The 24,530-nt window shown below is 64.3% G+C and carries 20 protein-coding genes and 2 pseudogenes; 10 read left to right on the top strand and 12 right to left on the bottom strand.

What is annotated here, in order from left to right:
* Nucleotide 1: 1 nt before the first annotated feature.
* The 3 genes from guaD (at nt 2) to A9K66_RS13205 (ending at nt 3,150) form a co-directional block, all read left to right on the top strand.
* Nucleotides 2–1,315 (top strand): guanine deaminase, encoded by a 1,314-nt coding sequence (gene guaD / locus A9K66_RS13195; protein ID WP_067324126.1) that lies wholly within the window; start codon nt 2–4, stop codon nt 1,313–1,315.
* Between the two features lie 75 nt (nt 1,316–1,390).
* Complete coding sequence (locus A9K66_RS13200; protein WP_067324128.1) at nt 1,391–1,894, top strand: heme-degrading domain-containing protein; 504 nt, start codon at nt 1,391–1,393, stop codon at nt 1,892–1,894.
* A complete protein-coding gene (locus tag A9K66_RS13205; protein ID WP_067324130.1) occupies nt 1,891–3,150 on the top strand; it encodes a glycerate kinase in 1,260 nt (419 codons plus the stop codon). Before A9K66_RS13200 ends, A9K66_RS13205 begins: the two co-directional genes overlap by 4 nt.
* A 290-nt stretch (nt 3,151–3,440) precedes the next feature.
* Here A9K66_RS13205 and A9K66_RS13210 read toward each other — a convergent pair whose 3' ends face one another.
* The 6 genes and pseudogenes from A9K66_RS13210 to A9K66_RS13235 all read right to left on the bottom strand — a co-directional run bounded on the left by A9K66_RS13210 (nt 3,441) and on the right by A9K66_RS13235 (nt 11,487).
* The gene (locus tag A9K66_RS13210; protein ID WP_067324132.1) at nt 3,441–4,907 is read right to left on the bottom strand and encodes a UdgX family uracil-DNA binding protein; all 1,467 of its coding nucleotides are present in this window, start codon (nt 4,905–4,907) and stop codon (nt 3,441–3,443) included.
* A gap of 2 nt (nt 4,908–4,909) precedes the next feature.
* On the bottom strand, nt 4,910–6,145 hold the full coding sequence (locus tag A9K66_RS13215; protein WP_067324134.1) for a putative DNA modification/repair radical SAM protein: 1,236 nt from the start codon (nt 6,143–6,145) through the stop codon (nt 4,910–4,912).
* Between the two features lie 89 nt (nt 6,146–6,234).
* On the bottom strand, nt 6,235–7,641 hold the full coding sequence (locus tag A9K66_RS13220; RefSeq protein WP_082953846.1) for a glutamine synthetase family protein: 1,407 nt from the start codon (nt 7,639–7,641) through the stop codon (nt 6,235–6,237).
* Nucleotides 7,642–7,666: 25 nt separating this feature from the next.
* Nucleotides 7,667–9,028, bottom strand: a pseudogene (locus A9K66_RS13225) (aspartate aminotransferase family protein); the annotation flags it as partial.
* A 189-nt stretch (nt 9,029–9,217) separates the two neighbouring features.
* On the bottom strand, nt 9,218–10,192 hold the full coding sequence (locus tag A9K66_RS13230; protein WP_067324138.1) for a WD40 repeat domain-containing protein: 975 nt from the start codon (nt 10,190–10,192) through the stop codon (nt 9,218–9,220).
* A gap of 233 nt (nt 10,193–10,425) precedes the next feature.
* On the bottom strand, nt 10,426–11,487 hold the full coding sequence (locus A9K66_RS13235; RefSeq protein ID WP_067324704.1) for a GTP-binding protein: 1,062 nt from the start codon (nt 11,485–11,487) through the stop codon (nt 10,426–10,428).
* Between the two features lie 357 nt (nt 11,488–11,844).
* Between A9K66_RS13235 and A9K66_RS13240 the strand changes: the two genes are divergently transcribed.
* The gene (locus A9K66_RS13240) at nt 11,845–12,315 is read left to right on the top strand and encodes a MarR family transcriptional regulator (RefSeq protein WP_067003705.1); all 471 of its coding nucleotides are present in this window, start codon (nt 11,845–11,847) and stop codon (nt 12,313–12,315) included.
* Between the two features lie 264 nt (nt 12,316–12,579).
* On the opposite strand, the gene A9K66_RS13245 is transcribed toward A9K66_RS13240, so the two are convergent.
* Nucleotides 12,580–13,431 (bottom strand): AraC family transcriptional regulator, encoded by an 852-nt coding sequence (locus A9K66_RS13245; protein WP_067324140.1) that lies wholly within the window; start codon nt 13,429–13,431, stop codon nt 12,580–12,582.
* Between the two features lie 33 nt (nt 13,432–13,464).
* Between A9K66_RS13245 and A9K66_RS13250 the strand changes: the two genes are divergently transcribed.
* The 5 genes and pseudogenes from A9K66_RS13250 to A9K66_RS13270 all read left to right on the top strand — a co-directional run bounded on the left by A9K66_RS13250 (nt 13,465) and on the right by A9K66_RS13270 (nt 17,681).
* Entirely contained in the window at nt 13,465–13,872 is a 408-nt protein-coding gene (locus A9K66_RS13250) for a DUF2000 family protein (RefSeq protein WP_067324142.1), read from the top strand.
* Nucleotides 13,873–14,211: 339 nt separating this feature from the next.
* A pseudogene (locus tag A9K66_RS13255) lies at nt 14,212–15,094 on the top strand (DMT family transporter).
* Nucleotides 15,095–15,154: 60 nt separating this feature from the next.
* A complete protein-coding gene (locus A9K66_RS13260) occupies nt 15,155–16,177 on the top strand; it encodes a LacI family DNA-binding transcriptional regulator (protein WP_067324144.1) in 1,023 nt (340 codons plus the stop codon).
* The gene (locus A9K66_RS13265) at nt 16,174–17,157 is read left to right on the top strand and encodes a 2-hydroxyacid dehydrogenase (protein ID WP_067324146.1); all 984 of its coding nucleotides are present in this window, start codon (nt 16,174–16,176) and stop codon (nt 17,155–17,157) included. The genes A9K66_RS13260 and A9K66_RS13265 overlap by 4 nt, the downstream gene beginning before the upstream one ends.
* Before the next feature lie 131 nt (nt 17,158–17,288).
* A complete protein-coding gene (locus A9K66_RS13270; RefSeq protein ID WP_067324148.1) occupies nt 17,289–17,681 on the top strand; it encodes a hypothetical protein in 393 nt (130 codons plus the stop codon).
* 6 nt (nt 17,682–17,687) lie between these two features.
* Here the strand turns inward: A9K66_RS13270 and A9K66_RS13275 are convergent, their stop codons facing one another.
* Nucleotides 17,688–18,461: a gamma-glutamyl-gamma-aminobutyrate hydrolase family protein gene (locus tag A9K66_RS13275; RefSeq protein ID WP_067324150.1), complete on the bottom strand. Its 774-nt coding sequence runs from the start codon at nt 18,459–18,461 to the stop codon at nt 17,688–17,690.
* 245 nt (nt 18,462–18,706) lie between these two features.
* On the opposite strand from A9K66_RS13275, the gene A9K66_RS13280 reads away from it, so the two are divergent.
* On the top strand, nt 18,707–19,816 hold the full coding sequence (locus A9K66_RS13280) for a TRAP transporter substrate-binding protein (protein ID WP_067003340.1): 1,110 nt from the start codon (nt 18,707–18,709) through the stop codon (nt 19,814–19,816).
* A gap of 83 nt (nt 19,817–19,899) precedes the next feature.
* Here the strand turns inward: A9K66_RS13280 and A9K66_RS13285 are convergent, their stop codons facing one another.
* From A9K66_RS13285 to A9K66_RS13300, 4 genes are all read right to left on the bottom strand, one after another.
* Nucleotides 19,900–20,928, bottom strand: coding sequence for a zinc-dependent alcohol dehydrogenase family protein (locus tag A9K66_RS13285; protein WP_067324152.1), 1,029 nt, complete (start codon nt 20,926–20,928; stop codon nt 19,900–19,902).
* 12 nt (nt 20,929–20,940) lie between these two features.
* Nucleotides 20,941–22,737 (bottom strand): TRAP transporter large permease subunit, encoded by a 1,797-nt coding sequence (locus A9K66_RS13290; protein WP_067324154.1) that lies wholly within the window; start codon nt 22,735–22,737, stop codon nt 20,941–20,943.
* A complete protein-coding gene (locus tag A9K66_RS13295) occupies nt 22,734–23,339 on the bottom strand; it encodes a TRAP transporter small permease subunit (RefSeq protein WP_067324156.1) in 606 nt (201 codons plus the stop codon). The genes A9K66_RS13290 and A9K66_RS13295 overlap by 4 nt, the downstream gene beginning before the upstream one ends.
* Before the next feature lie 243 nt (nt 23,340–23,582).
* The gene (locus A9K66_RS13300) at nt 23,583–24,488 is read right to left on the bottom strand and encodes a branched-chain amino acid ABC transporter permease (protein ID WP_067324158.1); all 906 of its coding nucleotides are present in this window, start codon (nt 24,486–24,488) and stop codon (nt 23,583–23,585) included.
* Between the last annotated feature and the right edge of the window lie 42 nt (nt 24,489–24,530).

Raw genomic sequence — 24,530 nt, forward strand, 5'->3', positions numbered from 1 at the left:
CATGACCTCGAAACTCCTGCGCGGCCGCACGCTCTCCTTCCTGCGCTGGCCCGAAGCAATCGACGACCATTCCGCCTGGCGCTACGAGGAGGATGGCGGGCTGCTGATCGACGACGGCAAGATCATTGCCGCCGGTCCGTATGCCGAGATCGCCAAGCGCGCCGGCGCCGGCGTCGAGACGATCGATCATCGCCCGCATCTCATCCTGCCGGGCTTCATTGATGCGCATGTGCATGTTCCGCAGATGCAGATCATCGCGTCCTACGGCGCCGAGCTGCTCGACTGGCTGAACAAATACACCTTTCCGGAGGAGTCGAAATTCGCGAACGCGCAGCATGGCCGCCGCATCGCCAGGCTCTTCCTCGACGAGATGCTGCGCCAGGGCACGACGACGGTCGTCGCCTATTGCTCGGTGCACAAATCGTCGGCCGAAGCCTTCTTCGCCGAATCGCACGACCGCAATATGCTCAACATCGCCGGCAAGGTGATGATGGACCGCAATGCGCCGGAGGGCGTGCTCGACACGCCGCAGACCGGCTATGACGACAGCAAGGCGCTGATTGCTGAATGGCACGGCAAGGGACGCCAGCTCTATGCCACCACCCCGCGCTTCGCCATCACCTCCTCGCCCGAGCAGATGGAGATGGCCGGCGCGCTCTGCCGTGAGCATCCCGATCTGCACATGCAGACGCATCTGTCGGAAAACCACGCCGAGATCGCCTTCACCCAGGAGCTCTACCCCTGGTCGCGCGACTACACTGACGTCTACGAGCATTACGGCCTGCTGGGCAAAAAGAGCCTGTTCGGCCACTGCATTCATCTTTCCGAGCGCGAAGCCGATGCGCTGTCGCAATCGGGTTCGGTTGCGGTGTTCTGCCCGACCTCCAATCTCTTCCTCGGCTCCGGCCTGTTCGACTACCAGCGCTACCGCCGCCGCGAAAAGCCGCTCAGGATCGCTGCCGCCAGCGATGTCGGCGGCGGCACCAACTATTCGATGCTGCGGACCATGGAGGAGGGCTACAAAGTCATCGCGCTGAATGGCGAGAAGCTGAACCCCTTCCAGTCCTTCTGGCAGCTGACGCGCGGCAATGCCGAGGCGCTGTCTGTCGCCGAAAAAATCGGCACGCTGGAAGAAGGCACGGATGCCGACATTGTCGTGCTCGACGCCAACGCCACGCCGGCGATGCGGCTGAGGATGGAGACGGTGGAGACCCTTGCGGAAGAGCTCTTCCTGCTACAGACGCTGGGCGACGATCGCGCCGTGAGCGAGGTCTATGTGGCGGGCCGGCCGGCCAAGAGCGCGATTGTCGCATAGATTACATGTGCTCGTCGCTTGACCCCGCGTCAGCCATCGGCCAAAGCGTGCGTCGACATTGACAGGGGAAACGCCATGGCTGCCGCCGACGACATCGCTCTGATCAAGAAACAAGAAGCCACGCTGGTCTTTCCGGCCTTCGACGAAGCCGTGGCCTTCCAGATAGGCGCGGCGATCAGGGAGCGGGCGCTCAACGAAAACCTGCCGATTATCGTCGATATTAGGACCTTCGACCGTCCCCTATTCTATGCCGCTATGCCGGGCTCCAACGCCTCCAACCCCGACTGGGCGCGGCGCAAGATCAATGTCGTCAAGCGCTATCTCAGAAGCACCTATCGCATGGTGCTGGAGCAGCAGCGACCCGACCGCACCTTCAAGGTCGGCGAAGCACTCGACATTGCCGACTATGTGCTGGCCGGCGGCGGCTTTCCCGTCGCGGTGAAGGGCGCAGGCGTGATCGGCGTCATCGCCGTCTCCGGTCTGCCCGAACGAGAAGACCACGGTGTCGTTGTCGATGCGCTCTGCGCCCATCTCGGAGTCGATGCGAGCAAGCTGAAGTTGCCGCCGGAAGAGCAATGACCGATCCAAAAACTTTCCTTACGTCGATCTTCAACGCCGCCGTCGCCGCCGCCGATCCGGAGAAGACGATCCGCAATCATTTGCCGGCAAAGCCGAAGGGCCGCACCATCGTTATCGGCGCCGGCAAGGGCTCGGCGCAGATGGCGGCGGCCTTCGAGAAGGTCTGGGATGGTCCGATCGATGGGCTGGTCGTGACCCGCTACGGCTATGGCGCAAAATCCGAGCGCATCGAGATCATCGAGGCGGCGCACCCGGTGCCGGACGCCGCCGGCCTCGAAGCCTCGCGTCGGCTGTTGGAGAAGGTGCGGGGACTGAGCGCGGACGATCTGGTCGTGGCGCTGATTTCGGGCGGCGGCTCGGCGCTGCTGCCGTCGCCCGCTCCCGGCCTGACTCTTGCCGACGAGATCGCCGTCAACGAGGCGCTGCTCGCTTCCGGCGCGCCGATCGCGGCGATGAACACCATCCGCAAGCACGTCTCGACCATAAAGGGCGGCCGGCTGGCCGGCGCCGCTCATCCGGCCCGGGTCGTATCGCTGGTCGTCTCCGACATTCCCGGCGACAATCCGGCGCTGGTGGCCTCGGGGCCGACCGTCCCCGACACCGGCAGCCGCGCGGATGCGCTGGCGTCGATCGCCGCCTACGGCATGAGCCTGCCGGATGCGGTCATGGCGCATATCCAGTCTGCCGCAGCCGATGCGCCACGCTCCGACGATCCGCGCTTTGCCGGCAATCAAGTGCATCTCATCGCCTCGGCCGGCGTCTCGCTGGAAGCCGCGGCCGCCGCAGCGAAGCGGCAAGGCATCGAGGCCGTCATCCTGTCGGATTCGATCGAGGGCGAGGCGCGCGAGGTCGGCGGCGTGCATGCCGCGATTGCCCGCGAGGTGGCGACCCGTAACCGGCCTTTCGAGAAGCCGATGCTGATCCTCTCCGGCGGCGAGACGACGGTAACGCTGCGGGCGAAGGGCAAGGGCGGCCGGAATTCCGAATTCCTGCTTGCCTTCGCCATCGGTATCGATGGGGTCAGCGGCATCCATGCTTTAGCCGCTGACACCGACGGCATCGACGGCTCCGAGGACAATGCCGGCGCCTTCGCCGACGGCACGACCGTGGCGCGCATGCGTGCCGCAGGCGTCGATGCTAAGGCTATGCTTGCCGGCAACAATGCCTGGACCGCCTTCAACGCGGTCGGCGATCTGTTCGTGCCCGGTCCGACCGGGACCAACGTCAATGATCTAAGGGCGATAATCGTCCGGTAGCGCAATAAACTCTGAAGTCGTCATTCCAGGGCGAAGCAGGAGCGAAGCTCCGTCGCGGAGACCCTGGAATCCATTCCGTGACCTCGGGCATGGAATGCAGCGGAGCAGAATTGTGCATCGTTGCGACGCCTGCAGGTAACGGAATGATCCTCAGGTCTGCGCGCGTCGCTCCGCTCCTTGCTTCGCCCGTGGACGACGAGGCGACGGGCATCTCGCCCAATTCTCCCAAGTCGCACGACTCGTACAACAGCATCCGTCCGCGCAAGGTCCCGTTTAGGCGCGCAGATCGGTCAAGCAGCCATCAACTGCTTCACCTTCCTCATATCGGTGAGAAACCGCTCCCTCTCGGCCTCCTTGTCCTCATGCTCGCGGATGCGCAGGATGAAGGAGGGATGGATGGTGACAAAGACCCGCAAGCCGTCCTCGCGCTGGATGACGTCGCCGCGCATCCTGGTGATCGGCACCGCCTTGCCGAGCAGCGACTGCGCCGCTGTCGCGCCGAGCGCCACCGCAAGATTTGGCTTGATGAGGTCGAGTTCCTTGTCGAGCCACCAGCGGCAGGCACGAATTTCGCCGGCATTGGGCTTTGAATGGATCCGCCTCTTGCCGCGCGGCTCGAACTTGAAATGCTTCACCGCATTGGTCACATAGACCTTGCGGCGGTCGATCTCGGCCTGGTCCAAAATGCTGTCGAACACCTTGCCCGCGGGCCCGACGAACGGCTTGCCGGCAAGGTCCTCTTGGTCGCCGGGCTGCTCTCCGACAAACACCACGTCGGCATTCTCCGGTCCCTCGCCGAACACGGTTTGCGTGGCATCGCGCCAGAGCGGGCAACGCCGGCAACCGCTCGCCTCTTCGCGCAATGCCGGAATATCCGTACTTTCGGGCTCCACCACATCCGCCGGCTCCGGCGAAGGCCAGTGTTTTGCCTTCACTTTGGCGTGGCGCGGCGCTGGGGAGGTTGGCATCCGGGCGATCATGGCTGTCGCGGCTCTGTCCGCTCCTGCTATCAGGTCTGGAATGAGCGAGGCCTCGGGAAGGTTCCGCCAATATTTCTTCGGCATCTCCTTCTGCATCGCCTTCACCTTGAGGCGGGCCGGGTTGAAGATATTCTCGAAATAGGTCCGCCACAGCGTCTCGGCGTCGTCTTCCGCCGGCGCGTCGCGCTTGCTGGCGCCTGGGCCGATCGCCAGCCGCTTGCCGTCCCATTCGGCCGAGGCGTGCGGCGTGAGAATCGTCCAGCGCATGCCGGCGAAGCGGCGCACAAAGAAATCGGCATTGCGCTCGACGATGAAATGGTCGGGTTCGAACCAGGCGACATAACGTTCTTCCGCGCCGTCGCCGATCTTCCGGAAGCGCACGAAGGCGCGCATCTTGTGAATGTCGCGCCAAACCGCCTTTTCCATGGACTCGAGCTTACGGGTATCCGGGTCGGAAGCGATCGACAGCAGCTTCGGTTCGACGCGCAACCGCCAGAGCAACCGATAGAGGAAGTTGAAACGCTCGGGGTCCGAATGACAGATGACCGTCTCTGCACGTTCGATGAACTCGCGCGGGACGACAAGGCGCGCATCCTGTCGGCAAGCCGGCAAATCGTTGCCGCGATCATCATCGTCGTGGCCAACCTGCCAAGCCACCTCTTCCGGCGGAATATCATTCGTGGCCAGCCGGCGCGCCGCATCGCGCCAACCGTCGAAATCGGTCTCGCTCTCGAGACGGGCGAGATGAGATGCGAGGCTGAGCTGGGTCCGTGCCATGGTCAAAACAGCGAAAGCTGCTCGCAAGATCGGGTGATGATCTCGCGCAAGCCCGACTTGTCGGTGAGCGCGCCTGGTGACCAGCCTTCCGCAGTGATGAAGGGGCGTACCTTGGCGACCGAATGGCAGAGCCGTCCGACATCTTCGAGACGCAGCCGGCGATGGCGGCGCGTCTCCAGAATCCTGTCGACCACCTTGGTGCCCAACCCCGGCACACGTAGCAGCGCCTCCCGATCGGCGCGGTTGACGTCGACCGGGAACCGGCCGCGGTTGCGCAGCGCCCAGGCAAGTTTGGGATCGATGGCAAGGTCGAGCATGCCGTCATTGCTGCCGGCCAGAATTTCAGGCTGCGAGAAGCCGTAGAAGCGCATCAGCCAGTCCGCCTGGTAAAGCCGGTGCTCGCGCATCAAGGGCGGCTTCTGCAACGGCAGCGCCGCAGACGAATCCGGGATCGGACTGAAGGCGGAATAATAGACGCGGCGCAGATGATAGCTGCCATAAAGCCGGGCGCTGGCGCGCAGGATGCCGTCGTCGGACGTTTTGTCGGCGCCGACAATCATCTGCGTCGACTGGCCGCCCGGCGCAAAGCGCTCGCGTTTGCGGCTCTGCAACGTTGGTTCGGCCTTCTCTTCGATCTTGCAGCGCAGCTTGGCCATGGAAAGCCGGATCGTTTCCGGCTTCTTTTCCGGGGCCAGCTTCTTCACCCCTTCGTCGGTCGGCAGCTCGACATTGATCGACAGGCGATCGGCATAACGGCCTGCTTTTTCGATCAGTTCGGCTGACGCTTCGGGAATGGTCTTGAGGTGAATATAGCCGCCGAATTTCTCCTCGATCCTGAGCCGTCGCGCCACCTCGACCATCTCGCCCATCGTCTTGTACGGCGAGCGGATGACGCCGGAAGACAGGAACAGACCCTCGATGTAGTTGCGGCGATAAAAATCCATGGTGAGCCGCACCACCTCGTCGACGCTGAAGCGGGCTCGCCGCACATTGGAGGAGGAGCGGTTGATGCAATAGCTGCAGTCGTAAATGCAGAAATTGGTGAGCAGGATCTTCAGCAGCGAAATGCAGCGCCCGTCCGGCGCGTAGGAATGGCAGATGCCCGAGCCCTCGGTCGAACCGATGCCGCCCGATTTCAGCGAATCGCGTTTCGCCGAACCGGACGATGCGCAGGAGGCGTCGTATTTAGCGGCGTCGGACAGGATCGCCAGTTTCTCGCGGACGGAAAGCACAGCCATGCGTTCATGATATGTTCCAGAAAGTCGCCTGGCTATAACTTTTGAGTGTCGCGGCGAAACGTGATCACTCCGTCTGCGAGGCCAAGTCCTCAGACCTCGTGGAGGTAGAGGTGGTAGTCGAGTTCGCTGACGGTGCGTGCGACGCGCAGATATTCCGCCTGCTTGATCGCCACGAAGGTCCGGTGCAGGTCGGGACCGAGCGCCGATTTCAGGAATTCGGAGCCACGTGCCGCCTCGATCGCGGCGCGCCAATCGGTCGGCATGGTGGAGGCTTCCGTCGTCTGCTCGTAACCGTTGCCGGTCGTTTCCGGTCCGGGGTCAAGGGCCTCGTCGAGGCCCTTGACGATGCCCGCCAGCACCGTCGCCGCCACAAGATAAGGGTTGGCGTCGACGCCGGACGGCCGGTGCTCGATACGCCGGTTCATCGCATCGCCCGCCGGCACGCGCAACGCCACGGAGCGGTTGTTGACGCCCCAGGTCGGCGCCACCGGCGCATAGGATTGCGCCACGAAACGCCGCCATGAATTGGCATGCGGCGCAAACACCAGCATCGATTCCGCCATGGTGTGGATCAGGCCGCCAAGCGCGTTGAGCAGGCTTGGCGACCATTTCTCGCCGGCAGCTTCGGTGAAGACGTTGCGGCCGGCATCGTCCTGCAGCGAGACGTGGAAATGCATGCCCGAGCCGGCATAGGCCTCGATCGGCTTGGCCATGAAGCAGGCGGTGACGCCGTGCCGGCGCGCCTGCGCCCTCACCAGCCGCTTCAGCATGACCAGGTCGTCGGCCGCCCGCATCACGTCCTTGCGGTAGTTGAGCGTCAGCTCGTACTGTCCGGGCGCATATTCGGAAATCACCGTCTCGGCCGGAATGCCTTGCGCCCTGGCGGCGGCGTAGATGTCGGAAAACAGCGGCTCCATGCCGTGCAGGTGGTCGACTGAATAGACTTCCGTTTTGCCCGAGCGGCGCCCGTCGAGCACCGCGCGCGCCGCCTGCACTTTGCCGTCGGCATCGCGCTCATTGGCAAGCAGAAAAAATTCCAGTTCGAAGGCGGCGGCCGGATGCAGGCCGCGCGCCGCCAGGATCCCGACTTGCCTTGCCAGCACCAGCCGCGGATCGGAGGTCATCGGCTGGCCGTCGAGACGATACATCGCCATCAGCACCTGGCCGCGCGGCGGCTTGGTGCCGTGCAGCGGCACCAGCGTGCCTGGAACCGGCCATGCCCTGAGGTCGCCGTCGCCGGTGTCCCAGATCAGCCCGGTCTCGTGAACATCCTCACCGGTGATGTCGAGGCCGAGGATCGAGATCGGCATATGCCTTCCGCCCTCGAAAATGCTCATCAGCTCGTGCCGGCGCACGATCTTGCCGCGGCCGATGCCGTTGGCGTCGGTGAGCACGATGTCGAAGGCCTCGATGTCGGGATGGGCGGCGAGAAACGCTTTCGCCTCGGCCGGCGTCGAGCCCGAAGGGGAGGTCGCAACTGTGCTCGGATTGTCCATAGCCGCTTGTCTCATGCCGTAAGCCTGCGGCAACCGCGGCGAAAGCCGCGATCAGGCGGCTTACCTGCGCCGCGGTCGTCGCCGGCGAGATCAGCATCATATTGTGGAACGGCGCGATCAGCACGCCGCGATTGACCAGCGCGACATGGACGGCGGCTTCGAGTTCCGGCGCATGTGCCTTCTCCGCCTCGCCGCCGTTCTTGAGCGGCCCGGGCGCGCAGATGAACTCGACGCGGGCGCCGACGCGCGCGACATGCCAAGGCAGCTTGTTTCGCTCGATGACGGCGGAGAGCCCCGCGTCGAGGCGGCGCGCCAGCCGGTCCATATGCGCATAGGCTTCCTCGGTCATTACCTCTTCGGGCGTCGCCCGCATCGCCGCGAATTGCAGCGGGTTGGCCGACAGCGTGGTGCCCATGCCGGAATAGCCGGGCTCCTTGCTGCGATTGTAAGCGCCGTAGCGCGTCGCGACCTCCTCGCTCATGCCCCAGATGCTGGCCGGCACGCCTCCGGCCACCGGCTTGCCGAGCACGAACAGGTCCGGCTCCAGCCCGTGCGTTCGCGTGTAACCGCCGGGCCCGGTTGAAATGGTGTGCGTCTCGTCGATCAAAAGCAGCGTGCCGGCGGCGCGGGTGAGGCGCCGCAGCGCGTCGTGGAAGCCGGGTTCCGGCAGCACCATGCAGGAATTGGTCAGCACCGGTTCGGTGATCACGCAGGCGATATCGCGGTCGCCAAGTGCCGCTTCCAATGCTGCAATATCGTTGAATTCGATAACCTTGGTTGCCCGTGTGAGATCGCGGAACTCGCCTGCCAGCCCAGGCCGGTTGACCGGCTTGCCGTCGATCAGTCGCACCATCGTCTCGTCGACCGAGCCGTGATAGCAGCCGTTGAACACCAGGATCTTTTCGCGCCCCGTCACCGCGCGGGCGACCCGCAAGGCGAAGCGGTTGGCATCGGTGGCGGTGGTGGCGATCTGCCAGTGCGGCAGGCGGAAGCGCTGCTGCAAGAGCGGACCGATCGCCAGCGCATCCTCGCTGGGCAGCATATAGGTCAAGCCGCGTGCTGCTTGCCGGCGGATGGCGCGGGCGACCGCTGGCGGCGAATGGCCGAACATCGAGCCGGTGTCGCCCAGGCAGAAATCGTCGAGCTTGTTGCCGTCGACATCGGTAATCGTGGCACCCTTGGCGCTGTCGACCAGGATCGCAAATGGCGTCGGCCAGTCGGTCATCCAATGCATCGGCACGCCGCCGAGGAAGCCGGCCATGCCGTTGCCAACCTTGGCCTCGGACTTCGGCCGCGCCTTGCGGAAGGCGGCTGCCTCGGCCTCGCGCAGCTCGGCTATGCGGGCGGCGGCGATGCCGCCGATGGAAGTCCGGTCGATTGAATGCATGAAGCCCCTCTTTCTCGCGCGGCACTCTGCCAACCGGTCGGCAAAACCGCAATTGGCCGCGCAGGGGGCGGGCGTTGGCTCAGGCAGTAGGGATTAAGGGATTAAGGAAGTAGGGGAGTAGGGCATTGGGAAGACAGCGGAGGAAGGCTCTCCTTCCCTATTCCCTTGCCGCCCTATTCCCCTAATCCCTTACGCAGTAATGTCGATCACGCCGCAATCGCCGGCCGCGCTGCCGAAGACGATGCGGCGCTCTTCCTTGTCCCACATCATCGAGGTGATGGCGCCTTTGCCGGGACGACGCAGGAGCACTTCCTTGGCGTCGGCGAAGCGGGCCGCGATCACCATGCCGTCCTCATAGCCGATCGCGGTGACCTCCTGGCTGGGATGGCAGGCAACGCAGGTCACCATGGTGTTGCCGCGCGTGCCGAGCTCCAGCGGCGCCTTGCCCATCGGCCCGTCCTTGCTGGCGAAAGGCCACACGATCGCCGCCGGCGCGCCGGAGCTCGCCAGCCATTTGCCCTTCGCGCTCCAGGACAGGCTTTTGACCTTGCCCGGATAGCCGCTCATGCGCATGTGCTTGCCGTCCGCCAGCTTCCAGCCATGCAACGCGTTTTCCTGCATGGTGGTAATCAGGAAAGCGCTGTCCGGCGAAAAGCTGATCCCGGTATGGGCGCCGGCCCATTCCAGATCGACCGGCTTGCCCTCCGCCGCCGGGAAATGCAGCGTCGCGCCATTGTAGCGGGCAACGCCGAAGCGCATGCCCTTGGGCGAGAAGGCGAGCCCTTCCACCGAGCGCGGATGCGCGAATTCCTTGATCTTGCCGTCGGCGAAACGGACGAACGCCGTCTTGCCAGAGGCATAGGCGATTGCGCCCTGAGGGCCCGCCGCAACGCTGGTGATCCATTTTCTGCCGGCACTGGCAAGTTCGCTCGCCTCGCCGCCGGCCTTGACCGCAAACACCTTGCCGTCTTCGCCGCCGGTAACTAGCCGGTCGTTCGCCGCATCGTGGAAGGCGGCGAGCAGCCCGTCATTCGCCTGTACGGTCTTATGCCCATTGTCGAGCCGATGGATCGCGCCGTCGGCCAAAGCGAAATGCGGCACATCGTTGAGGAAGACTGCGGCGACGCAATGGCCTTCGAGATCAAGCGGGGCGACTGTCGGCATGGGGATGGTCCATTCGATTTCACCAGCCGGCGCGGCTAGGTGTGACTCCCCCTTCTCCCCTTGTGGGAGAAGGTGGATTGGCGCGTAGCGCCAAGACGGTTGAGGGGTGTTCGACGGAGTGCCGTCATCGCCAAGCTGGAACACCCCTCATCCGACCGAGCTTCGCTCGGCCACCTTCTCCCACAAGGGGAGAAGGAAAGTAGGGGCAGCGCTAACGCCTGAAAGTCCGGAAATCAAGCCGCCTGGCAAGCTTCAAAACTCTTCCTGAGGCGCTCGGCGTCGAGATCGCGGCCGATGAAGACCAGCCGGCTTTCATGCTTCTCGCCGTCCTTCCAGGCGCGCTGGTGGTCGCCTTCGAGGATCATGTGCACGCCTTGCAGGACATAGCGGTCCTCGTCGCCCTTCAGCGCGATGATGCCCTTAACCCTGAGGATGTTCGGCCCTTCCATCTGGGTCACCTTCTCGATCCAGGGGAAGAACTTCTTCGGATCCATCTCGCCGCCGCGCAGCGAGACCGACTTCACCGTGACATCGTGGATGGCGGAAGGATGGTCGTGATGATGGTGATCGTGCCCGTCGTGATGATGGTGGTGGTCGTGATCGCAATCCGGACCGCATTCATGGTCGTGATCGTGGTCGTGCGCCTCGAGGAAATGCGGATCGTTCTCCAGCGCGCGTGACAGGTCGAAGGCGCCGCGGTCGAGCACTTCGCCGAGCGCCACACCGGCGCGCTGGGTGCGATGGATCCTGGCCGCCGGGTTGATGGCGCGGATCGTCGCCTCGACCTTTTCGAGCTCTTCGGGAGTGACGAGATCGGTCTTGTTCAGCACCACCACATCGGCGAAGGCGATCTGGTCCTCGGCCTCCTTCGAGTCCTTCAGGCGCAGCGGCAGGTGCTTGGCGTCAACCAGCGCCACCACCGCGTCGAGCTTGGTTTTGGAGCGCACATCGTCGTCCATGAAGAAGGTCTGCGCCACCGGCACCGGGTCGGCCAGGCCAGTGGTCTCGACCACGATGGCATCGAAACGGCCGGGCCGCCGCATCAGGCCCTCGACGACGCGGATCAGGTCGCCGCGCACCGTGCAGCACACGCAGCCATTGTTCATCTCATAGATTTCCTCGTCGGATTCGACGATCAGATCGTTGTCGATGCCGATCTCGCCGAACTCGTTGACGATGACCGCGTAACGCTTGCCGTGGTTCTCCGACAGGATGCGGTTGAGCAGCGTTGTCTTGCCCGCGCCGAGATAGCCGGTGAGAACGGTTACGGGAATCTGCGTCTGTGCATCGCTCATGGCCTGCCTCGAAAATCTGTGCTCGAAGGATTTGTCGGCCCTCATATAGGATGTGAGCCGCGCTTTTGCACGCGCCAAACCGATGGGCCAGCCGGTCCCGATCGGGGCAGCCGCAGTGGGTTAAAGTAACAGGGCAGCCGCACGGCATCAGAGCCCCTCCGGGATGTTCCGCTGTGAATGCCGGCGGGCCAAAAGTCGTTTGTCATCTAACTGAAATAAACATCTGGCATCACCTGCGCGGGCAACGCAATGCTTGCCGGCAAAGTGTTTGCAGGCCGGACTCGTTAAATCGTCATTTGCCAGCCGCCGGACAGCCTCTATGCTGCCCGCGCCGGTTCGGCCGAAGAGGGAATGACCATGGCCAAGGCGGACAGAACGGCGACTATGAGCCGGCTGCATTCGGCAGCGCGGCTGGCGCGCACGGCGCTTGCTGCGCGCCTTCTGGCACATGGCTTCTACGCTGGCCAGGACCAGATCATGCTGGCGCTCGACCGCGAAGACGGCCAGACACCCGGCAATCTCGCCGACAAGCTCGGCGTACGTCCGCCGACGATCACAAAAACCATCAACAGGCTGCAGGCGCAGGGTTTTCTCGAAAAGCGCGCCTCCAACGCCGATGCCCGCCAGGCCCATATTTTCCTCACCGGCTCCGGCCGCGAAACCATCCGCGCCATCGAGAAATCGGTCAAGAAGACCGAGAAGCAGGCGCTAAGGGGTCTCGACAAGAAAGACCAGAAGGCGCTGTTCAAGCTGCTCGCCCGCATCGAGGCCAACCTGTCGAACGAGGACCTGATCCTCATCGACGACGACGCCGAGCTGGATGATTAACGAGCGACGCGCAGCGTCGTCTCGAGGACGCGTGAGCGCGATGCGCAGCATCGTCGCTTAGCCGCTGGGCGTTGGTGACCCACGAGCGGCGCGCAGCGTCGTCTCGAGCGACGCGTGAGCGCGATGCGCAGCATCGTCGCTTAGCCGCCGGCGTTGGTGACCCACGAGCGACGCGCAGCGTCGTCTCGAGCGACCCAAGCGCGATGCACAGCATCGTCGCCTCAGGCACCACCAAGCATCGGCGTGGCGGAAAGGGCGACGACGCTACGCGTCGCGCACCAGCGTCGCCCAGCGTCCCGGCGTCAGCCCGAACGCCCTCTTGAAATGCCGGTTGAAATGGCTTTGGTCGCTGAAGCCGGCCGCAACAGCTGTTTGGGCAAGCTGCTCTCCCGCTTCGATCATGCGTCGCGCCCGCTGCAGCCGGCGCATCAACAGGAAGCGATGCGGGCTTGTCGAATAGGTCGCGCGGAAATGGCGCGACAGCGCGTAGCGGTCGAGGCCGGTAACCGCCTCCAGCTCGTCGGAGCGCACCGGCCGTTCAGCGTTTTCTTCGAGATAGTCGCGGGCCAGCGCGGCAGCCCGCCACGCGATTTTTCCCGCTGATTTTGCCGGCTGTCCGGCATGGCGTTTCAATTGCTGCGCCAGCTGCGCGATGAAATCCGCCACGAACAGGTCGTCGAGTTCCTCGGTGAGCGGTGTTAGCGCCGACAGCAGCGTGCCGCGCAACTGAGGGTCGCTCACCACAGCATCCTTAACGAAAGGGAGCGGCGAACCGTGGAGGCAGTCAAGTAGCAGCGACGGCTCGAGATAGAGAATCCTGTAGCGTAAGCCGTCCTCGGTGCCGGCGCCGCCGTCATGCAGTTCGTCGGGATGCAGCACGATCACCTGGCCGGGCACGCTGTGCCGAAGCGCGCCGCGATAGTGGAAGCGCTGCACGCCGTCCAGCGTCACGCCGATGGCGTAGGTGTCGTGGCGGTGCAATTCGAAGGCATTGCCGTGGAAACGCGCCTCGATGCGCTCGAGGCCCGTGGCACCGGGCGCCGAAACGATCCGGTCGTCCTCAGCGCACGAACGTTCAAGACCTCCCAGCGCCTCATTGCCTAGATCGTGCGCCATGGTCCCTGATCCACATCTCGGAGAAACATTTTGGTGTTCGACACGAAATTTGCAATCGTGCTCAAGGAAGACCTCGCCGTCTGGCAGAAGCTCAACGTTACCGCTTTCCTGACCAGCGGCATCGTCGCGCAAGCTCCTCAAATCATCGGCGAGCCCTATCGCGACCGCGCCGGCAATCTCTTCAATCCGCTCTCGATCCAGCCCGTTATCGTGCTGTCGGCGGACGAGCCGACGCTTGCTGCGATCCACCGCCGGGCCCTGGAGCGCGGCGTGACGACATCGGCCTATGTCGAGGAGATGTTCTCCACCGGCCATGACCTGGCCAACCGCGCCGTTTTCGCCGAATTCGCGCCGGACGACGCCAAGATCGTCGGCATCGCGCTGCGCGCCGAAAAGAAGCTGGTCGACAAGATTACCAAGGGCGCCCGCATGCATGCTTGACCCTCGGGGAGGATGCTCTTGGTGGCTGATTGACCATTCGTCCGGACGACGTCGCGCACGTTCGAGATTGGCCGCAACCTCCCTGCTTCGTCAGCCTGGGGTCTGCGCGCGTCGCGTCGCTCCTTGCTCCGCCCGGGATGACGAACCAGGAACGTTCTGCTGATCGCCAAGGCACTGCGCTCTAAGCCTGTCGACACGTCTTGTTGGGCCAGTCGCTTTTGGCTTGCCGGCCGGCGGCGATTGCCGCAAAAGGGTGGCGTCTACCTCTCCTCCGGCCCGATTTTGAGCGTTCCCAAAAATCACGACGACAGCGCGACGCCGCCCGCGGCGATGCTGTTGATGATCTGCGTCTATGTCTGCTTCACCTTTCTCGACACCTCAAGCAAATATCTGGTGCTCGCCGGCGTCTCGGCGCTGATCGTCGCCTGGGCCCGCTTCATCGTGCATGTCCTGCTTGTCGGGGTTTTCCTTCGCGGCTGGCGCGAGCCGTCGCGCTTCCGCGCCAATAACCTGCCGGCGCACATTCTGCGCGGATGTCTGCTTTTCGGCTCGACCATGTTCAACATCCTGGCGCTCAGGACGCTGCAGCTCGCCGAGACCACCTCGATCTATTTCTTCGGCCCGATGGTGATCACCGCGTTGGCCGGCCCGCTGCTCGGCGAGTGGGCGGCTGGCGGCGCTGGCTGGCGATCCTCACCGGCTTCGTCGGCGTCCTCATCATCACCCGGCCCGGCGTCGGCGTGTTCGGCATGGGCCATCTCTTCGCGCTGGGCTCGATGCTGTCGAACTCTTTTTACGTCATCATGACCCGGCGCATGTCGTCGACGGAGACATCCGAGAGCCTGATCCTGTTCTCGGCGCTGGCGCCGACGGTGCTGCTCCTGCCCATGCTGCCCTTCTCATTGTCCTGCCGCAGGACGGCTGGCACTGGGTGATCCTTTTGATGCTCGGCGTCTTCGGCGCCGGCGGCCATTGGCTCCTGGTCCAGGCCTATCGCCTGGCGACGACGACGGCGCTCGCGCCTTACCCTTATTCGCAGATGATTTGGATGATCATCTCCGGCTGGCTGATCTTCCACCAGTTTCCCGACCGCTGGACCCTGCTCGGGGCGGCCATCATCGTCGCCAGCGGCCTCTACATCATCCACCGCGAGCACAGGCTTCGCCTGCGCAATTCCGGTTCCTTGGACACGGAAGCCGAGGGCTTGGCAAAAAAACTTTGATTTGCCCTCAATCGATGGCATAAGCCCATTTAAACAGTTTAAAGGCCTCGGGGACCAAGGCTGGCACAGAAGATCAAGCTTTCGACGATCGCGGATGCGCTTGGCGTATCCACGGCAACGGTGTCGCTGGCGCTGCGCGACAGCCCGCTGGTCGCGGGCTCGACGCGCGAGCGTATCAAGGAGCACGCGCGCGCCATCGGCTATATCTACAACCGACGGGCCGCGTCGCTCCGCACCTCGCGCTCCGGCATTGTCGGCGTCGTCGTGCACGACATCATGAACCCGTTCTTCGCCGAGATTCTGCGCTCGATAGAAAGCGAGCTCGACCGCAGCCGCCAGACCTTCATCCTGTCCAACCATTATGACCAGCTGGAAAAGCAGCGCACCTTCATCGACACGCTGCTGCAGCTCGGCGCCGACGGCGTCATCATGTCGCCGGCCATAGGCACGCCGGCCGAGGACATCATCATGGCCGAGGAAAACGGCCTCCCGGCGGTGCTGATCGCGCGCACCGTCACCGGCGCCGACGTGCCGGTCTTCCGCGGCGACGATGCCTATGGCACGGCACTCGCGACCAACCATCTCATCTCGCTCGGCCACAAACGCATCGCCATGATCGGCGGCACGGACCAGACCTCGACCGGCCGCGACCGCTACCAGGGCTACGTCAACGCCATGGAAGCGGCCGGGCTGGAGGTGAAGCCGTCCTGGCGCATTCCTGGACCGCGCACCAAGCAGGCCGGTTTCGAGGCTGCAGGACAGTTCTTGGCGCTGAAGGACAAGCCGACCGCCGCCTGCTGCTGGAATGATCTGGTTGCGATCGGACTGATGAACGGCATCGCGCGCGCCGGTCTGGTGCCGGGCGTCGATATCTCCGTCACTGGTTACGACGACCTGGAGGAGGCTGCGATAGCAACGCCGGCCTTGACCACGGTCTGGAATGGCCAGCGCGAGGTCGGCCGCCGCGCCGCCAGCGCGCTGCTCGACAAGCTGAACGGGCAGGCCGTGCGGCCGTCGCAGGAATTGATCAAGCCGGAGCTGCACGTACGCCAGTCCACCGGCAAGCCGGTGGAGCGTCAATGACACAGACAGAAGCGAAGTCGCCGGTCGCCGTCCTGGTGCCGGGCCGTTTCAACGACCATGCCATCGGCCGGATCGACCAGGCGTTCAAGCGCGTGCGGATCGAGCGCGCCGATCCGTCGCTCGTCACCGGCGAGATGCGCGAGAGCGTGCGCGGCATCGCCTCCTTCGGCGGCATCAGCGCGGCCATGATCGACGCGCTGCCGAATCTCGAGATCATCGCCAATTTCGGCGTCGGCTATGACTCCGTCGACGCTCGTCATGCCGCGACCCGCGGCGTCATGGTCACCAACACGCCCGACGTGCTGACCGAGGAGGTTGCCGACACCACCATCGGGCTGTTGATCAACACGGTGCGCGAAATGTACGCTGCGGAGAAATGGCTGCGCGACGGCGACTGGGTGAAGAAGGGTGACTATCGCCTGAGCCGGCTCACCTTGCGCGGCCGCCGCGTCGGCATCTTCGGCATGGGCCGCATCGGCCTCGCCGTCGCCCGTCGCCTCGAGGCTTTCGGCCTGCCGATCGCCTATCACAACCGCCGCCAGGTCGATGGCCTGTCCTACGAGTACCATGCGACGCTTAAGGGTCTGGCCGAAGCGGTCGACACGCTGATTTGTATCGCGCCGGGCGGGGCCGCGACGGAGAAAGCCATCAACGCGGCGGTCCTGGCGGCGCTTGGTCCCGACGGCGTCTTCGTCAATATCGGCCGCGGCAGCACGGTTGATGAGGCGGCTCTGGCTGGCGCACTCTCCAATGGCACCATCGCTGCTGCCGGGCTCGATGTCTTTGCCGACGAACCGAATGTGCCCAAAGCGCTGCTCGATGCGCCCAACACCTCCCTTCTGCCGCATGTCGGATCTGCGTCCGACCACACCCGCCGGGCCATGGCGGATCTGTGCGTCGACAATCTCATCTCCTGGTTCGGCGAGCACCGGCCGCTGACCCCGGTGCCGGAGACGATCAACGTCAAGCCACGCGCCTGAGCGGAAGGCCGGCCACATTTATTAACGCCTGCTTAACCATCATTCTGCATACTTCGTTATGCATGTTGTCCAAATCGGCGCGTGGTTTGGAGACCGGCATGGCACGGCAAGCCAGGATGTGGAGAGGCGGAGTGAAGCTGTTAGCCGGGTTGATTGCGTCAGTCGCCTTATACGGGGGCGTTCAGTCCCTGCACGACGGCAACGGCCAAAGCGCGGTCGAGCAAGCCGGCCTCTCCAACAGCTATCGGCTGACAGCCAATGGCGACGAAGCGGCCTGCGCAATCAAGCGCGGCGCCGAGGTTTCGGACGGCCTGTCGCTGCTGACAATTGCTCCGAACTGCAGCAAGCTGATGCCCGGCATCGAGCGTGTGAAATTCTGGCGCGAGCAGGCCGACGGCTCGGTCGCGTTCAGCGAGAAAGGCATCGATCCGATCGTCACCTTCGGTGTTGCTGATGGCGACGGCTACGAATCCTATGCACCGGCCGCCCCGCTTTTGGCGCTGAACGCGACGACCAGCGACTGAGTTCGGCTATTCCGCCGCCGCGCGTGCACCGGCCTTCGCCGCCGCATGCAGGCGCACGGCATCGCCGAAGGCGCGGAAGATCTTTGCCGAGTTGCTGTCCGACTTCACCCAATATTCGGGGTGCCACTGGACGCCGACGGCGAAGGCGCGGGCCTCCTTGACCGAGACGGCCTCGATCGTGCCGTCGGTCGCCAAAGCCTCGACCTGCAGTTTCGATCCGAGCCGGTCGATCGCTTGGCGATGCAGCGAGTTGACCTTGATGTCGCCGGCGCCGAACACGCCGGCGAGGCAGGTTCCAGGCTTGATCGAAATCGTCTGGTGGATGCCGAAGCGCTCGTCCTGATTGTCGCTCACCGGCGCGCGGTGATCGAGCGAGCCTTCGCGCTCCTGGATCTCGGTGCCGAGCGTCCCGCCCAGCGCCACGTTGAGCTCCTGGATGCCGCGGCAGATGGCGAGCAGCGGCACGCCGCGCTCGATCGCCTTGCGGATCAGCGGCAGCGTGGTGGAGTCGCGCGCCGGGTCGTAGGGGCCGTTGGCCTCGCTGGGATCGCCGCCATAGAGCGAGGGATGCACATTGGATTTCGAACCCGTCACCATGACGCCGTCGACCGAGGACAGCAGCTCGTCGAAATCGAGCCGGTCGCCGAAGGACGGCACCAGGAGCGGGAACACGCCGGCGCCGGCGATCGCCGCCTCGATATATTGCTGGGGCGCGGCATGCCATGTGTAGTTGTCGAACTGGCGGACATCGGTTGAGACGGCAACGAGCGGCTGCTGCATTTTGGATACGGGTTCCATCGAGGGCTAACGAATTATTCTGCCTACAAAATAGGCGATCAGTCGGCACTTTGCCATGGCAAGTTTCGGTTCTCCGAATGGGCCAGGACGGTCGGCGTTAGACTATAGTTGCACGTTGCCCGCGGTGCTGGACTCGACATCTTGCCCGTGTATTGTTTCGCGCAGCCGATCAGGGCACCGCGGATGTCCGAATATCGGTCTGTTGGTTCTAAACGGGAGGAAAATGCATGGATCGTCGTTCGTTCATCCGTAAGGCCGGTGCATCCGGTGTTGGTGTCGCGGCAGCGGCCGCCGCGCTTGCCACGCCGGCGATAGCCCAGTCCAATCCGAAAGTGACCTGGCGGCTGGCATCGTCCTTCCCGAAATCGCTCGACACGATCTATGGCGGTGCGGAAGTGTTCTCAAAAATGCTGTCGGAAGCGACCGACGGCAATTTCCAGGTTCAGGTCTTCGCCTCGGGCGAGCTCGTTCCCGGCCTGCAGGCGGCCGACGCCACCGCCGCAGGCACCGTCGAGGCATGCCACACGGTGGCATATTACTATTGGGGCAAGGACCCAACCTGGGCGCTGGGTGCCGCAGTGCCGTTCTCGCTTAACGCGCGCGGCATGAACGCTTGGCACTATCATGGCGGCGGCATTGACCTCTTCAACGAATTCCTTGCAACGCAAGGCCTATTCGGCCTGCCGGGCGGCAACACCGGCGTGCAGATGGGCGGCTGGTTCCGCAAGCAGATCAACACGGTCGCCGATCTTTCCGGCCTCAAGATGCGCATCGGCGGCTTTGCCGGCAAAGTGGTGCAGAAGCTCGGCGTCGTGCCGCAGCAGATCGCCGGCGGCGACATCTACCCGGCGCTGGAAAAGGGCACGATCGACGCCGCCGAATGGGTCGGCCCTTATGACGACGAGAAGCTCGGCTTCTACAAGGTCGCGCCCTACTACTACTATCCCGGCTGGTGGGAAGGCGGCCCGACCGTGCATCTGATGTTCAACAAGGCCAAATACGAGGAATTGTCGCCCGCCTACAAGTCGCTGGTGCACACGGCCGCGCAAGCCGCCGACGCCAACATGCTGCAGAAATACGACTACCTCAATCCGGCGGCGGTGAAGCGGCTGGTCGCCAGCGGCGCCAAGCTGGCCCCCTTCAGCCAGGAAATCATGGCTGCCTGCTTCGAAAAGGCCAACGAAGTCTATGCCGAAATGGAGGCCAACAACGCGCCGTTCAAGAAGATCTGGGAATCCATCAAAGGCTTCCGCAAGGAGCACTATCTCTGGGCCCAGGTCGCCGAATACAACTACGATACCTTCATGATGGTGCAGCAGCGTAACGGCAAGCTGTAGCCGGGGATTAGCCCTCTCCCCTATGGTGACGGGGAGAGGGCGCTGTCACCGCCGGTTTCGCCAATCGCCAACGTTGCAGGACTTCAGGTCCGGCCCGGCACGACCAGCACCTTGACCTCGCCGGGGGCGGCTGGGTTCGAGATCACCTGCGGCGCCTCTTCGAGTGGCACCTGCCTGGAAATCAGCTTGTCGATCTCGATCGCGCCGGACGCGATGAGGTCCGCGGCGCGTCGATGCGTGAAGGGATTGATGAAGGACCCGAGGACCTTCAACTCCCGGAACAGCACGTCGAAAGGCTCGAAAGCCACCTTCTGCCCCTGCGGCATCACGCCGACGATCACCACCGTGCCTCCGGCCTTGGCAATTCGCATCGACTGCTCGACCGTGTCGCGAACCCCGGCGCATTCCAGCACCACGTCGACGCCGCCCGGCACAAGCCCGGCTTTTCCGGCGATGGCCTCGATGGGATCGACGGCGCTTGGATCGACCGTAGCGGTCGCGCCGAGTTCTTCGGCCAGCGCGCGGCGCGAGGCCTGCCTGGTCGATAGGATGATGGTCGCGGCACCGGCAAGCTTCGCCAATTGCACGGTGAGCAGGCCGATGACGCCGCCGCCGAGCACCACCACCGAGTCGCCGGGCCTGATTCCGGCGAGGTCGATGCCGTGCAGGCAGCAGGCCAGCGGCTCGCAGAAGGCGCCATGCGTCGGCTGGAGGTTGCCGGGCAGGAGGAAGGCCTGGCCTTGCGGCATCACGACATAATCGGCGAAACCGCCGTCCCGGTGGATGCCGATGGCCCTGAGATTGCTGCACAAATTGACGCGGCCGGCCCGGCACTGGCTGCAGCGCCCGCAGGCGATGTTGGGGTCGCCCGTGACCCGATCGCCGACGGCGATGCCGGACACCGCGTCGCCGACCGCCTCGACGATGCCGCAGAATTCGTGGCCAAGCGTGACCGGCGGCGTGCACGGGAATTCGCCATGGAACAGGTGGCGGTCCGTGCCGCAGACGCCGCAGGCTTCGATCCGCACCAGAACATCCTCCGGCCCCGGCGCAGGTTTGTCGACCGCACGAAGGGCGATGCCGCCGATTGCTTCCAGCCGTACGGCTCTCATGACTTGGTCACCTCAGTTGAAACTCGGCGGCTTGGAAAGATCGGGTGCCGGCGTCGCCGGCTTGGCGGGGGCCGTATCGCCGAAATTCGGCGGCTGTGACAAGTCCGGGGTGCCAGGCGCGGCGGGCGCCGAGCCGCCACTGGCGGGCGCCGCGCCATTGTCGCCCGGCGGCGTGCCGAGCGGCGCAAGTCCCGGCATGTCCGGCAGCTTGAGGTCGATCGTGCTCGGCTCGACCGCGGTGCCCTTGTAGCGCATTACCATTTGCGGGAAGGCGATGGTAAGCCCGATCATGATCACCTGGATACAGACGAACGGCACCGCGCCCCAGTAGATCTGGCCGGTGGTGACCGGCGCGATCTGCTTGCCGGTGATGCGGTCGAGATAGGGCACGCGCGCCGCGACCGAACGCAGGTAGAACAGCGCGAAGCCGAACGGCGGATGCATGAAGCTGGTCTGCATGTTCACGCCAAGCAGCACGCCGAACCAGATCAGGTCGATGCCGAGCTTGTCGGCGGCGGGCGCCAGCAACGGCACGATGATGAAGGCGAGCTCGAAGAAGTCGAGGAAGAAGGCGAGCACGAAAACCAGCACGTTGACGCCGATCAGGAAGCCGGTCTCGCCGCCCGGCAGCGAGGTCAAGAGATGCTCGACCCAGATATGGCCGTTGACGCCGTAGAAGGTGAGCGAGAAGACGCGCGCGCCGATCAGGATGAACAGCACGAAGGCGGAGAGCCGCGTCGTCGAGGCCAGCGCCTGCTTGATGACATCCATCGTCAGCCGCCCCTTGAAGCCCGCCATGATCAGCGCGCCGACGGCGCCCATGGCGCCGCCCTCGGTCGGGGTGGCGATGCCGAGGAAGATGGTGCCCAGCACCAGGAAGATCAGCGCCAGCGGCGGGATCAGCACGATCACCACCTGCTGTGCCAGCTTGGACATCATGTTGATGTGGAGGCGCTGGTCGGCGATCGCCACGATGTAGATGACGATCACGCCGACGGTGGCGCCGAGGATGTCCGCATTGTCGCCATGCGTCGGCGCGAGATAACGATAGGCCGCATAGGAAATCGCGCCGGTCACCAGCAGCGCCACCATCAGCGAGATCACGCCGTGGCCGAGCGTGCGGGCCTCGAGCGGCAATGCCGGCATCGAGTTCGGCCGGACGATCGACATGATCAGGATGTAGAGCATGTAGATGCCGGTCAAAACGAGGCCGGGGATCAGTGCGCCCGCATACATGTCGCCCACCGAGCGTCCAAGCTGGTCGGCCAGCACGATCAGCACCAGCGAGGGGGGGATGATCTGGGCCAGTGTGCCGGAAGCCGCGATAACGCCCGAGGCGAGGCGCCGGTCGTAGCCATAGCGCAGCATGATCGGCAGCGAGATCAGCCCCATGGCGATGACGGAGGCCGCTACCACGCCGGTCGTTGCGGCAAGCAGTGCGCCGACGAAGATCACCGCATAGGCAAGCCCGCCGCGGATCGGGCCGAACAGCTGCCCGACCGTGTCGAGCAGGTCCTCGGCCATGCCGGATCGCTCCAGCACGATTCCCATGAAAGTGAAGAATGGAATGGCCAGCAGCGTGTCGTTCGACATCACCCTTGTGCCGTAGAAATTATCCGGCAGCGCATGCAGCAGAGGCCAGGCGAGGTTGATCGAGCCGCCGGAATAGGGCGACAAGAGCACGCCGATGAAGAAGAACAACAGGCCGTTCGCAGCGAGCGAGAAGGCGACGGGGTAGCCGATCAAAAGGAAGATGATCAGCGAGGCGAACATGATCGGCGCCATGTTCTGCGCGATGAACTCGATCATGAGCGCACCTCGTCGGACAGCGCCTTGGCTTCTTCGGCAAGCGCTTCGGCCTCGAGCTTGGCCTGGTCGTGGGCCGAGACATAGGGAGTGGGATCCTCCATGTCGCCGCGCATGATGGCGATCTTCTTGATGATCTCCGAGACACCCTGGATGGCCAGCAGCAAGAAGCCGACGAGCAGGATGGCCTTGGCCGGCCAGACGATCAGCCCGCCGGCATTGGTCGACATCTCGCCGCTGCGGAAGGACAGCGACACGTAAGGCACGAAGTAGATCACCATCAGCACCACGAACGGCATCAGGAAGAGGAGATGGCCGAGGAGGTCGATCCAGTGCTGCACGCGGCGGGGGAACATGCCGTAGACGATGTCGATGCGGATATGGTCGTTCTGTTTCAGCGTATAGGCGGCAGCCAGCATGAAGGCGGCGCCGAACAGATACCACTGCAGTTCGAGCCAGGCGTTGGAGGAGATGTCGAACACCTTGCGGATGACTGCGTTGCCGGCGCTCACCAGGATCGCAAGCAGGATCAGCCACGAGACCCAGCGGCCGATGAACTCGTTGATGCGGTCGATCGTCGTGGATAGAGCGAGCAGCCCTGCCATGCATTTCCTCCCTCGCGCACCGGCCCCGAGAATCGCGTTCGATTTCGGAAAGCACGATGCCTAACTCAAAGTGCTGGCGCCGCGCCCGAGTCCCCCTCCGGTGTCGCGCCGCTTGGCCCAACGGTATGCAGTGCGTGGCCCGGATGGTCAACATGGCAAAGCACGTGCCGGCGATCCACGCGGCGAGCAACGGTAAAAACCGGTCACCTCACGGCGCGTCATGCAACCAAAGTCTGATGGATTTCAGGCGACCTTGGCCTGGTCGCGGCCGGCGCCGATCAGCACCAGCATGGCGACGAGGAAGAGGTATATCCAGCCGTCGCGCCATTCGAGCGGGAAATAACCGGCCCACAGCGATTCGGCCATGCCGAAGGCCGCGGCACCGAGAGCAGCCTTGAGCGGCGACATGTAGCCGCCGACCGCCGTCACGAACAGGATCTTGAGGCCGTAGACGAGGCCCGTGCCGAAGCTGATGTTGCCGTAGTAGATGCCGGCGAGCATGCCGGCAAAAGCCGCGCAGAAGCCGCCATAGAGCACCGCGCGGCGGAACACCGCGGTGACGTCGATGCCGCACATCGCGGCCGCCTTCGGGTCGTCGGACACGGCCCGCCAGGCGCGTCCGAAGCGCGAATGCGAAAACAGCCACGCGGCCACCGCCACCATCGCCATCACCGCCGCGCAATCCAAGAGTTGGATAACGGTCAGCGTCACCTTGAAGCCGGCACCCTGCGCGAAGAGGACGGGCTGGGCGAGCATCGGCGGCAGCCAGAGATCATGGGTGTCGGCGGCGATGCGGCTTGCTTCCGACAGGAACAGCAAGATGCCGAGCGTCGTCACCACGATCGCATTAGGCGACCGGTCCGCCAGCCTCTCGAACACGCTGCGCGACAGCACCTGGCTGATCAGCACCGAATAGAGCAGGGCAGCAACGATACCTAGCGCGACCGAGGCAAACAGCGTCAGCCACAGCGCCTGATAGCCGAAGGCGGCGGTCAGGATCATGGTGTGGCCGCAAAAGGCAAACAGCGCGCCATAGGCAAGGTTGGTGCGGTGCAGGATGCCGTTGGTCAGCACGTAGCCGAAGGCGAGCAGCGCATAGAGCGCGCCCGAATGCAGCCCGTTCAGCACCTGCTGATAGAAATAGAGCATGGAGCATCCCTAGGGCCGCGCGAACTGGCCCCTGTTTGGAGC

It is taken from the genome of Mesorhizobium sp. AA23 (genome assembly GCF_001672435.1).
Classification (GTDB): domain Bacteria; phylum Pseudomonadota; class Alphaproteobacteria; order Rhizobiales; family Rhizobiaceae; genus Mesorhizobium.

What these genes read in the sequence shown, in the direction of transcription:
- A9K66_RS13285 (WP_067324152.1), bottom strand. Translation starts at nt 20,928, where the DNA reads ATGAGAGCCGTACGGCTGGAAGCAATCGGCGGCATCGCCCTTCGTGCG.
- guaD (WP_067324126.1), top strand. Translation starts at nt 2, where the DNA reads ATGACCTCGAAACTCCTGCGCGGCCGCACGCTCTCCTTCCTGCGCTGG.
- A9K66_RS13295 (WP_067324156.1), bottom strand. Translation starts at nt 23,339, where the DNA reads ATGGCAGGGCTGCTCGCTCTATCCACGACGATCGACCGCATCAACGAG.
- A9K66_RS13245 (WP_067324140.1), bottom strand. Translation starts at nt 13,431, where the DNA reads ATGGCGCACGATCTAGGCAATGAGGCGCTGGGAGGTCTTGAACGTTCG.
- A9K66_RS13240 (WP_067003705.1), top strand. Translation starts at nt 11,845, where the DNA reads ATGGCCAAGGCGGACAGAACGGCGACTATGAGCCGGCTGCATTCGGCA.
- A9K66_RS13290 (WP_067324154.1), bottom strand. Translation starts at nt 22,737, where the DNA reads ATGATCGAGTTCATCGCGCAGAACATGGCGCCGATCATGTTCGCCTCG.
- A9K66_RS13205 (WP_067324130.1), top strand. Translation starts at nt 1,891, where the DNA reads ATGACCGATCCAAAAACTTTCCTTACGTCGATCTTCAACGCCGCCGTC.
- A9K66_RS13210 (WP_067324132.1), bottom strand. Translation starts at nt 4,907, where the DNA reads ATGGCACGGACCCAGCTCAGCCTCGCATCTCATCTCGCCCGTCTCGAG.
- A9K66_RS13200 (WP_067324128.1), top strand. Translation starts at nt 1,391, where the DNA reads ATGGCTGCCGCCGACGACATCGCTCTGATCAAGAAACAAGAAGCCACG.
- A9K66_RS13215 (WP_067324134.1), bottom strand. Translation starts at nt 6,145, where the DNA reads ATGGCTGTGCTTTCCGTCCGCGAGAAACTGGCGATCCTGTCCGACGCC.
- A9K66_RS13220 (WP_082953846.1), bottom strand. Translation starts at nt 7,641, where the DNA reads ATGGACAATCCGAGCACAGTTGCGACCTCCCCTTCGGGCTCGACGCCG.
- A9K66_RS13280 (WP_067003340.1), top strand. Translation starts at nt 18,707, where the DNA reads ATGGATCGTCGTTCGTTCATCCGTAAGGCCGGTGCATCCGGTGTTGGT.
- A9K66_RS13265 (WP_067324146.1), top strand. Translation starts at nt 16,174, where the DNA reads ATGACACAGACAGAAGCGAAGTCGCCGGTCGCCGTCCTGGTGCCGGGC.
- A9K66_RS13300 (WP_067324158.1), bottom strand. Translation starts at nt 24,488, where the DNA reads ATGCTCTATTTCTATCAGCAGGTGCTGAACGGGCTGCATTCGGGCGCG.
- A9K66_RS13235 (WP_067324704.1), bottom strand. Translation starts at nt 11,487, where the DNA reads ATGAGCGATGCACAGACGCAGATTCCCGTAACCGTTCTCACCGGCTAT.
- A9K66_RS13230 (WP_067324138.1), bottom strand. Translation starts at nt 10,192, where the DNA reads ATGCCGACAGTCGCCCCGCTTGATCTCGAAGGCCATTGCGTCGCCGCA.
- A9K66_RS13275 (WP_067324150.1), bottom strand. Translation starts at nt 18,461, where the DNA reads ATGCAGCAGCCGCTCGTTGCCGTCTCAACCGATGTCCGCCAGTTCGAC.